A 7,223-nucleotide genomic window follows, 5' to 3' on the forward strand; every position below is an offset into this window, starting at 1 on the left:
AAAACAAAAATCAACCCTTTTTCGCAAAAAAAGATATTTTTTGCTCATTTTTTGAAAAGAGCCATTCTTTTCTGAAACTCAGGGCTCTGGACATTCTGCTCAAATGTTTTTAAATAGACAAGAGCTGACTTTACATGAATTGGCACAGATTTTGGCATAGCTTCTGCTAATTTCGCATCCTTCTCATGATGCAGAACCTCTTTTAAAGTCCAATCACTTTTATAAAAATCACGCAAAGCTCTATGATCAGCCTCAGTCAGAACAACTCCTTTTTGTTGGTAGATTTCTGCAAAATATTTCATGGCCCTATAGTAAAGATAGAATTGCTCTGTCAAATAAAGATAGGCCTCCTCTTGCTCAGTTGGGTCTCTACCCAAATAGGCCTTCAAGAAACGGACTTTGTTCGAGTCATCCATATCATTGCGCACAGTGAAATAGGCAAGATCATAATAGGGGTTTCCGAGTCCCGCACTCTCCCAATCAATGACTGATATTGGCACAGCTTTTGATGCCGGATCGACAATAATATTATCATTATGAAAATCGTTATGAACCACCGCAATTGGAATATAAAGATCTAAAACACCTTCTATTTCTTTGACAATCTCATAGTGATTTTGAAAAAGATCTAACATAGGCGTATCGCGCTTAATAAACTCATTCATAAAGTTCGTGACTTTTTTAAATAAAGGCGCGTAAAAGATCTTTTCATGGGGGAAATGATGAACCAGCCCCAGAATCTGAGCAACTTTTTCAAAATACTGCGGATCATTTGCCTCTTGCATCGTCATTGGGTGCCCTTGCAAAAAGCCAATAATCATATAGGTATGATGAGGGTCTACATAATACACCTCTGGCCCAAAGTAATTTTCATAAGCAAAAGTTGTCAGCGCAATCTCAAGATCATGAGAAAGATTATCTGCCGCCTTATCAAAAAACCTCAAAAAATAAAGCTGTGTATTAGATCCTGATATGACTTTGATTTGATACTTATCCGCACCTGATATTCCTTTGTTGACCTTCTCAATAACAAGATGAGTATCTTTATCATCAGATTTCAACAATCCCTTATCCATCAGAGCTTCTTGAATCTCGATTGCAATATCGCCAGTCAGATCAGATTTTACCTCCAAAGCCTGCACAGGCCATGAAATCAATAAAGCCACATAAATGACAAGAACAGATAAAAAGCGATAGGTCATCTTGATTTCTCCCATAAAGAGATTTATCATAGCGCATTTCTGTTAAAACTTCGAGAAAGCAAAAAAGCCAGAAGTTTCCCTCTGGCTTTTTTGTCTCGTCGTAGCTCAAAATGACTTTTACAGAAGACTACAGAATAAAGCTTAAGTAATAACTAAGAACCCGTCATTCAGAGCCGCCCCTCAAGGGCGGCGTGGAATCTCGTTAAATTAACAACTTAATACAATTTCTGTTGTAAGATTCCAGAGACTCCACGGGCCTCGCAGCCCTCTGAGTGACGACTAAAGTTAATGCAATCAGTCGACTCCTTAAGAATTAGAAGCCCATGCCGCCCATGTCTGGCATACCACCACCAGGCATTCCTGCTGGAGCAGATGCTTTTTCTGGAACATCAGCAATCATCGCTTCTGTTGTGATCAAGAGACCTGCAACTGACGCTGCATCTTGAAGCGCTGTACGCACAACTTTAACAGGATCGATAATACCAGCTTTGAACAGATCACCATATTGGTGAGCTTGTGCATCATAACCATAAGCTGAACTGCTTTGATCTGTCAATTTACCAACGATGATTGATCCATCAACGCCTGCATTTTGTGCAATCTGGCGAATTGGCGCTTGAAGAGCACGACGGATGATTTCAATACCAACGCGCTGTTCATCATTCTCATATTTGATTGAATCAAGAACACGAGAGGCAAAGAGAAGCGCGGCACCACCACCAGCAACAATACCTTCTTGTACAGCTGCTCTGGTTGCATGCATTGCATCGTCAACACGATCTTTGCGCTCTTTTACTTCAATCTCAGTTGCACCACCAACACGAATAACAGCAACACCACCTGCGAGTTTTGCAAGACGTTCTTGCAATTTCTCACGATCATAGTCTGATGTTGTTTCTTCGATTTGTTGACGAATTTGGCTGCAACGTGCTTCAATGTCAGATTTTTCACCTGCACCATCAACGATCACTGTCTCATCTTTATTGATACGTACTTTTTTCGCACGGCCAAGCATATCGATTGTCACATTTTCAAGCTTCAAACCAATATCTTCAGAGATCAATTCACCACGTGTCAAGATAGCCATATCTTCGAGCATCGCTTTACGACGATCACCAAATCCAGGCGCTTTCACTGCAGCAATTTTGAGTCCGCCACGCAATTTATTCACAACGAGCGTTGCAAGAGCTTCACCTTCAACATCTTCAGCAATGATCAAGAGTGGGCGACCTGATTGAACAACAGCCTCAAGAACAGGCAACATTGATTGCAGGTTGCTGAGCTTTTTCTCATGAAGAAGAATGTATGGATTATCGAGTTCGCAAACCATTTTCTCTGCATTGGTTACGAAATAAGGTGAGAGATAACCACGGTCGAACTGCATACCTTCAACAACTTCAAGCTCTGTTGCCAATGATTTTGCTTCTTCAACAGTAATAACACCTTCATTACCAACTTTTTCCATTGCTTGAGCAAGCATTTGACCAATTTCAATTTCGCCATTTGCTGAGATTGTTCCAACTTGAGCAATTTCTGCGCTTGTTGAAATTTTCTTTGCATTTTTCTTCAGCTCAGCGACAACAGCTTCAACAGCCATGTCAATACCGCGCTTCAGATCCATCGGGTTCATGCCCGCTGCAACTGATTTAATGCCTTCGCGCACAATTGCTTCAGCCAAAACAGTTGCTGTTGTTGTTCCGTCACCAGCAATATCATTTGTTTTGCTTGCAACTTCACGCACCATTTGTGCGCCCATATTTTCGAATTCATCCGGAAGCTCAATATCTTTTGCAACAGTCACGCCGTCTTTTGTAATACGTGGAGCCCCAAATGATTTATTCAAAACAACATTACGACCTTTTGGACCCAATGTTACTTTCACTGCTCTTGCTAATTTTTCGACGCCTTTTAAGATTTTATCACGTGCGTCTGTATCAAATACGAGTTGTTTCTTAGCCATTTTATTCCTCTTTAAATTTAAAGTTTACGTTAAGCTGCTTTAGCCGATGATTTTTTACCATCAAGAATGCCCATAATGTCTGATTCCTTCATAATCAGATAATCTGTGCCATCTAACTTAATCTCTGTGCCTGACCATTTGCCAAACAGAACACGATCACCGACTTTTACATCAAGTGGGTGAACTTTACCTGTTTCATCACGGCTACCTGAACCGACTGCAACCACTTCACCTTCCATTGGTTTTTCTTTTGCAGCATCAGGAATGATAATCCCACCAGCTGTTTTCTCATCACTTTCAGTTCTTTTTACGAGAACACGATCATGTAAAGGACGGAATGTCATCGTTATACTCCTTGTTTCTATTCTATATACTATATTATTCACTAAACTCATGCCGATCAATTCGGCTTCGTATAAGTTGAAATAAGATCACTTTCCAAAATGTCAAGGGCTCGACCTCAAAAAAATATCAATATCGATTTTTTTACATCTTTTGAATAGCCCAAAAACCCTAACGAAATTATCATTTTAACAAAAATTTAGCAAATCATGAGCCAAAATAAAGAGTAAACTTTATGAAAGGAGAATTACATGATGTTTATGATGCACTCAACTTTTGCTCTTACCTTAATTGCAGTCAGTGTCGCGATGATGATGGTTGTTAAAATGCCTGATGGTTTCATGAAAATGGTTGGCTATGTAGTCACACTATTTGCTTTGCTTCTATTTGTATGTTCTGTTTATTCAGGCTTTATGGCTTGGAGAGCAGGCGATATGAATATGACCACAATGATGCAAGACATGACCGGTAACGGTATGGCAAAAGGAAACGAAAAAATGCCAGCAGAAAAACCTGCTCATTAAGTTTCACGACTCACAAAATAAAAAAGAGGGCTATATAGCCCTCTTTTTTTGTGGTGTTATGCAAAATTACCCCAAAACAACATCCGCTGCAATAATTCCAACATCTTGAAAGCCTTTCAGCACAAATTCAAATGCCAAAGAGCTCAAGATAACGCCCATGATACGACTGATAATATTGATCACATTTTGACCAATCACTTTCTCAACCCAATTGGCTGAACGCATCAGCACGTAAACGAGCAATAAAAGCGCCAACATTGTACCAATAACAGCAGCTTGATTCATAAAAACACCCTCAGCCTGTTCCATATAAAGAACGATAGAGGTAAGCGCTGCGGGACCCGCTGTCATCGGAATCGCAATTGGGAAAACAGCAATATCTGTCGATTTCTTTTTCATCAAGTCTTTATCATCATGTGGATCAGATCCTTTATCCATCACAAGATTGATACCGGTGATCAACAGAAGTAAACCACCCGCAAGTTTGAAAGCTGCAAAACTAATACCCATTTTTTCTAAAATGGCTGTTCCTAAAAACGCAAATGCTAACATAACAACTGCTACAACTGTGATCGATCTATTAGCCATTGCGATTTTATGCGATCTGTCTGTTCCTCTTGTCAAAATTGCAAATAAAGATGCAACGCCAATTGGATTAATTGCTGCAAATAACACCGCCGCGGTACTAATAATAAGTTCGAACATGTAACATTCTCCTTGTTGTTATGTTTCTTAAAATGGAGCCCTTTTTGGATACTTATAATGTAAATACAAATCTACCATTACCCCATTCAAAGTTTTTTACCGCAATGCTATATGAATGTCAAGTGTTGTGTTTTGAAAGAAATATGGGTAAAAGAAAAGAGCAACAACTGATCAACAAACGGGAAAAGAATGAAAAAAATATATCCATCCGCCTCAGACGCACTCAAAAATCTTGTTAAAGATGGCATGACAATTATGGTAGGTGGCTTTGGCCTTTGCGGCATTCCTGAAAACCTAATTGACGCTCTGAAAGACTCTGATGCAAAAAATCTCACTGTTATCAGCAATAATGCCGGCATTGATGGCGTTGGCCTCGGCAAACTCCTTGAAACAAGACAAATTCGTAAAATGATTTCATCATACGTTGGTGAAAATAAACTTTTTGAACAACTCTATTTAAGTGGCGATTTGCTTCTAGAATTTAACCCACAAGGGACACTCGCCGAACGTATTAGAGCAGGTGGTGCGGGCATCCCTGCATTTTATACAAAAACAGGTGTTGGTACAATCATCGCTGATGGTAAAGAAACACGTGACTTCAATGGACAAACCTACGTTATGGAAACAGCGCTTAAGGCTGACATTTCCCTCGTTAAAGCCTATCAAGGTGATGCTGAAGGCAACTTGGTCTACAGAAAAACCGCTCGCAATTTCAATCCCATGATTGCAACAGCAGGCGCCATCACAATTGCAGAAGTTGAAGAAATTGTTCCAGTTGGCTCCATCGGAGCTGATTCAATTCACACACCTGGCATTTTCGTTAAAAGGCTCCTACAAGGGAAAAATTACGAAAAACGCATTGAGCAACGCACAACACGCGCTTAAATCACACACTGAAAATAAAAAATAAAGGAAATAACATGGTTTGGTCACGCGACGATATGGCAAAAAGAGCCGTTCAAGAACTTCAAGATGGATTTTATGTCAATCTCGGCATTGGCATTCCAACTCTGGTTGCCAACTACATCCCTGATGACATTAAAGTCACACTGCAAAGTGAAAATGGCATGCTCGGCATGGGCCCTTTTCCAACTGAATCAGAGGTCGATCCAGACCTTATTAATGCTGGCAAACAAACAATTACAGAACTTCCTCAATCCAGCTACTTCGATTCCGCTACCTCTTTTGCGATGATCCGAGGCGGTCACATCGATTTATCGATTCTCGGCGCAATGGAAGTTTCAGAAAAGGGAGATATTGCCAATTGGATGATCCCTGGCAAAATGGTCAAAGGCATGGGCGGCGCGATGGATCTTGTTGCTGGGGTCAAACGCGTTGTTGTGATTATGGATTATATTTCAAAAAATGAAGATCCGAAATTTGTACCCACATGCTCGCTCCCTCTGACGGGTAAAGCTGTCGTTGATCTTTTAATTACAACGCATGGTGTCTTTGAAAATAGCCCGAATGGATTTGTTCTAACAGAACTTGCTGATGGCATCACCCTTGATGAAATACAGCGCCTCACAAAAGCGAAATTCACCGTTTCACCCTATCTCACTAACGAAAAGCGGAGATCTATCTCTTAAAGAGAAACATCAATGTTTTTTAAGCTTTTTTTGAAACTATCTCTCAGCATAAAATATGAAAATTGATTATCAAGAGAAAGGCGCCTTAAGGAAGGGAGCCCTTGGAAAAGAGCAAGTAATGCCTTGGCTGATGTGTTACCGATTTTATGCTGCTCCAAAATCTGATCCTCAGTTCTTGTTTCAGCAATCTCATGATCATATGAAAATCTACAATGGACAACTGGCTGTTCAACTTTTGCTGGCCTCGATAAATCCACAAAACGAACTTGTTTTAAATGGCCAGGAATGTATTTGTTTAATTGGTGAAAAAGAACAAGACTATCTTGAGACTGGCATAGATCAATATAATCAATTCTCATGTTTTGAACAGCTTGCCTGAGCGCATTCAATTCAGGATATTTGATAGTATACTTTATTGCAGGTTCAAATAGAATTGCAACAGGCCGCCTGCCACCCTCATTTATAAAATGTTGAATCACTTTTGATGTTTCATAAAAAGTCAGAAGACTCTTGTAATCGAGATAATCTGCTATCATGCAAATACTCCCATGACATCTTAGCAAATCAGCGGTGTCATCACTCTCAATAGGTGTATCACCCCGACAATAAAGAGCACTCTTCATAACGAGTCGGCCGCTAATATGAGGCTCGGACAATTGGTATGCGTTAACACCATCAAAATATGACATAATCATCTCCTTTTAAATAAAAATACATTATAATTATACATAATACTCAGCTTTTTTCAATAGATAATTAATAAATAATTAAAAACTATTAAAATAGCACGACACTTTTGTGCAACATTTACAAAATAATGTTGCACATCGTTGCACATTAAAGTATAGTATTATCATGAACCTATCTTTTACACTAGATACCACACTCATCAGCCTTCTCA

General features: G+C 39.6%; 8 protein-coding genes. 3 read left to right on the forward strand and 5 right to left on the reverse strand.

Annotation, left to right across the window (positions count from 1 at the left end; translation table 11 throughout):
- Nucleotides 1-44: 44 nt before the first annotated feature.
- The 3 genes from KBF71_04925 to groES all read right to left on the reverse strand — a co-directional run bounded on the left by KBF71_04925 (nt 45) and on the right by groES (nt 3,506).
- Nucleotides 45-1,232 (reverse strand): aminoglycoside phosphotransferase family protein, encoded by a 1,188-nt coding sequence (locus KBF71_04925; GenBank protein MBP9877661.1) that lies wholly within the window; start codon nt 1,230-1,232, stop codon nt 45-47.
- Between the two features lie 283 nt (nt 1,233-1,515).
- Nucleotides 1,516-3,162 (reverse strand): chaperonin GroEL, encoded by a 1,647-nt coding sequence (gene groL, locus KBF71_04930; protein MBP9877662.1) that lies wholly within the window; start codon nt 3,160-3,162, stop codon nt 1,516-1,518.
- Nucleotides 3,163-3,191: 29 nt separating this feature from the next.
- Complete coding sequence (groES, locus tag KBF71_04935; GenBank protein MBP9877663.1) at nt 3,192-3,506, reverse strand: co-chaperone GroES; 315 nt, start codon at nt 3,504-3,506, stop codon at nt 3,192-3,194.
- Nucleotides 3,507-3,755: 249 nt separating this feature from the next.
- On the opposite strand from groES, the gene KBF71_04940 reads away from it, so the two are divergent.
- The gene (locus KBF71_04940; GenBank protein MBP9877664.1) at nt 3,756-4,028 is read left to right on the forward strand and encodes a hypothetical protein; all 273 of its coding nucleotides are present in this window, start codon (nt 3,756-3,758) and stop codon (nt 4,026-4,028) included.
- Nucleotides 4,029-4,094: 66 nt separating this feature from the next.
- Here the strand turns inward: KBF71_04940 and KBF71_04945 are convergent, their stop codons facing one another.
- A complete protein-coding gene (locus KBF71_04945) occupies nt 4,095-4,733 on the reverse strand; it encodes a MarC family protein (GenBank protein ID MBP9877665.1) in 639 nt (212 codons plus the stop codon).
- A 189-nt stretch (nt 4,734-4,922) separates the two neighbouring features.
- Between KBF71_04945 and KBF71_04950 the strand changes: the two genes are divergently transcribed.
- Both KBF71_04950 and KBF71_04955 read left to right on the forward strand, forming a co-directional pair.
- On the forward strand, nt 4,923-5,618 hold the full coding sequence (locus tag KBF71_04950) for a CoA transferase subunit A (protein ID MBP9877666.1): 696 nt from the start codon (nt 4,923-4,925) through the stop codon (nt 5,616-5,618).
- A gap of 35 nt (nt 5,619-5,653) precedes the next feature.
- Nucleotides 5,654-6,322, forward strand: coding sequence for a CoA transferase subunit B (locus KBF71_04955; GenBank protein ID MBP9877667.1), 669 nt, complete (start codon nt 5,654-5,656; stop codon nt 6,320-6,322).
- Here the strand turns inward: KBF71_04955 and KBF71_04960 are convergent.
- The gene (locus tag KBF71_04960; protein MBP9877668.1) at nt 6,319-7,011 is read right to left on the reverse strand and encodes a hypothetical protein; all 693 of its coding nucleotides are present in this window, start codon (nt 7,009-7,011) and stop codon (nt 6,319-6,321) included. The two genes, KBF71_04955 and KBF71_04960, sit on opposite strands and share 4 nt — an antisense overlap.
- Nucleotides 7,012-7,223: the final 212 nt, after the last annotated feature.

The organism is Alphaproteobacteria bacterium (genome assembly GCA_018063245.1).
GTDB lineage: Bacteria > Pseudomonadota > Alphaproteobacteria > JAGPBS01 > JAGPBS01 > JAGPBS01.

What these genes read in the sequence shown, in the direction of transcription:
- KBF71_04945 (MBP9877665.1), bottom strand. Translation starts at nt 4,733, where the DNA reads ATGTTCGAACTTATTATTAGTACCGCGGCGGTGTTATTTGCAGCAATT.
- groL (MBP9877662.1), bottom strand. Translation starts at nt 3,162, where the DNA reads ATGGCTAAGAAACAACTCGTATTTGATACAGACGCACGTGATAAAATC.
- KBF71_04950 (MBP9877666.1), top strand. Translation starts at nt 4,923, where the DNA reads ATGAAAAAAATATATCCATCCGCCTCAGACGCACTCAAAAATCTTGTT.
- KBF71_04955 (MBP9877667.1), top strand. Translation starts at nt 5,654, where the DNA reads ATGGTTTGGTCACGCGACGATATGGCAAAAAGAGCCGTTCAAGAACTT.
- KBF71_04960 (MBP9877668.1), bottom strand. Translation starts at nt 7,011, where the DNA reads ATGTCATATTTTGATGGTGTTAACGCATACCAATTGTCCGAGCCTCAT.
- KBF71_04940 (MBP9877664.1), top strand. Translation starts at nt 3,756, where the DNA reads ATGATGTTTATGATGCACTCAACTTTTGCTCTTACCTTAATTGCAGTC.
- groES (MBP9877663.1), bottom strand. Translation starts at nt 3,506, where the DNA reads ATGACATTCCGTCCTTTACATGATCGTGTTCTCGTAAAAAGAACTGAA.
- KBF71_04925 (MBP9877661.1), bottom strand. Translation starts at nt 1,232, where the DNA reads ATGATAAATCTCTTTATGGGAGAAATCAAGATGACCTATCGCTTTTTA.